The sequence below is a fragment of the Erysipelothrix aquatica genome (assembly GCF_009828775.2).
GTDB classification, from domain to species: Bacteria; Bacillota_I; Bacilli_A; order Erysipelotrichales; family Erysipelotrichaceae; genus Erysipelothrix; species Erysipelothrix aquatica.
In genome coordinates, this window is record NZ_WTSY02000069.1 from 1 (window position 1) to 2,676 (window position 2,676).

Sequence of the window (2,676 nt, forward strand, 5' to 3'; positions counted from 1 at the left end):
GAATTAGACCTGACGATATGATTACATATGAAAGTAAATTTAAATTATTTGATACTCCTGTTTTTGGCAATACATCAGCTTTCGGTTGCTGTGGATTTGTAGGAGTGTCAGGTTCTTTAGGAACTATTGGTTTATACATGTATCTCACAAAAATATCTTTTTCTGTAAATAGTCCTGATGAATTCGCGGGTTTTTCAATTAAGTCGTATCCCTGAATATATTTTTCCTCCGTAGAGTACTGACTTCCAACTTTACCTGTTAATTTGTGACCTTGAATTAGATCTTGTCCATTTTGATCAACATAGCTGACCAAAACACCTCCATAAGTTGTTTGCTCATCATTTTTTTCATAAATGAAATTAACCACGACTTCTCCATTTTGATAAGTACCACTTAGGATTCCTTCATACTTTTTAAATGTATACCCAATAATTTCTTTTGGTTTGATCGAATAGTACTTACCTACAGAATCTGAAAACATATCAAATTCTGAAATTACATTACCAAAATTATCTAAATAGTTTACTGTTACTCTACCCCGCAATGTATCTGCTTTTCTTTCTCTGTAAACATATATTACTATAATTTCATCGGTTCCTGCAGTTCCGGTTGCATTACTTGGTACACCCACTACTTCATAAACTTTTCCATCGAATGTGATTTCGTTGGGTCCATTTGTAGAATATTGACTACCTGCTAAGAACATATTCTCTGTTGACTGTAATATTTCTACATTAGACTCATTGATATATTTTGTAGTAACTTTAACTCCATTTACATTCACTTTTCGAATCATAGGAACCGCGTAAGCTCCTTGATCATCCTGAATTTGATTTGGCAATTTTCCAATAATCTCATTTGATGAATCCGCAGCTGCATAGGTGTATGTCAGTTGTACTTCTTCGCCTATATATTGTGGTTTCAGTAACTCATCTCTTAGCTCTTCAATTGAAAGTGCATCTTCATTACTATTAACAAATACCTTTACTCTTGATAGATCTACATCTATTTTTTGGCCATTTGTGTCTACCCCATCATCAACAATTATGAAACTTTCTGTACCAAGAAGACTATCAAAATTCACCATCGAGTTATAATCAATCTCTATTGCTTCATTAAGATTGCCAAATTCCGTGAAATATGGTCTTGTCGTATCAATTTTAAACGTAGATACATTGGGACTTAGTAGCTTAGTTACATTACCTGAACCAACATTAATGTAATCTAAATATTCCGAAGGAACGTTTTTAAATAAAGGATTATCCGCACCTTTAATTGTATCGCCTGAAGTATACATAAAATATTCTACCAGCGATTCCTTGGCTGAATCATTCTTTCTACTTATTTGATCTGTACTGTAAGAATTATCGATAGCTGAGTCTCTATAAAACCCAGTTAGTTGAACTTGACCACCAACTCCTGCCGGCACATTTGAAGCTCCACTATTATTTTGAATTTCTCTCAAATACTCATTCATTTTTTGAGAAAAGTCATTAACACCTAAATCCTTAAGTTGACTATTTGCTATTGAAATTGCATCTGAAATATACATTTTCCCTAAAAATCCAAGTTGCGAATATCCATACGGGGTTATATGCAAATTTGAATTTGTATTAATGTAATACTTTGGATTTTCAGCATTAGACCCTACAGTTACCCCATCATTAGTCACACGTAAAAAGGTTTGTGCACCACGTAAACCGTAAGATGGAGCACTTCTCATTGTCAAAATGATGTCACTTCTATTAGTGTTGTATCTAGTTGGTATAATTATATTATTTTCACTTGTGAGCATATAATCGTTAACCATACCATTTGCACCATATCCGACTAAATTCGGAAAGTACGTATCAGCTCCATAATTTCCAATTGATTCAGAATCCACAGCTCCATTCATTATTTGTTTTTCCCCTACAGAAAGAACGGAAGAAAATGTTTCACCTGCGATAATATTGGGAGCCCCGACGATTGATTGTGTGGGTAGTGCAAGACCTTGATAAGTTAAGTCCCCATATTTTGTTGGATTGGAATTAATAAGATTTCCAGAACGATTATAAACTCCCATATATCCGGAGTACCTATCTTCGACAGCAATATTATTTGCTAAAAAAAATTCATTGTAAGTCATACCTTCTGTAAAACTTATTTTTCCACTATTCGCAGATTCAATCAATTTCGATACATTTTCTTTTATAACAGTATCCAGGTCCCCTTTATGAATCTCACTGTCCTTAAAATAGTTCTCATCCGGGACTAAATAGTTCGGTTTGCTAAGAGTTGACTCTTGTGAACTAGCTAAAATTGGTTGAACATTTATTGATAGTAATACAGATAAAACAGCACCTATTATTTTGATGTTTCTATGATTTCTTTTTTTCATAATCTCTCCTTATATTGTAAAAAAACATTCTACTAATATCAAATTCAAATCCTAAACCTATTATTTCCGATTAGTTTTCGATGTTATTTTTTTGAACTATCCTCCCTTTTATTTTAGTTTCAAATAAGGTTCGCTATCGATATCTCGAAAGAAATATCGTCCAAATATTTCTTAAAACACAAAAGTGTTGTCGAAGTGATGATCAGAATTTTCAGAATGAACCAATAGATGATTAAAACATCACCTATAGTACAGACGAATTACATATTACTTTAGACTTATACAAGCCATATAAT

General features: G+C 32.9%; 1 protein-coding gene. It reads right to left on the reverse strand.

Annotated features, from left to right (window positions below):
* Nucleotides 1-2,380: MucBP domain-containing protein (locus GVV20_RS10370; protein WP_250690207.1), on the reverse strand; the 2,380-nt coding region annotated here is incomplete at its 3' end.
* Between the last annotated feature and the right edge of the window lie 296 nt (nt 2,381-2,676).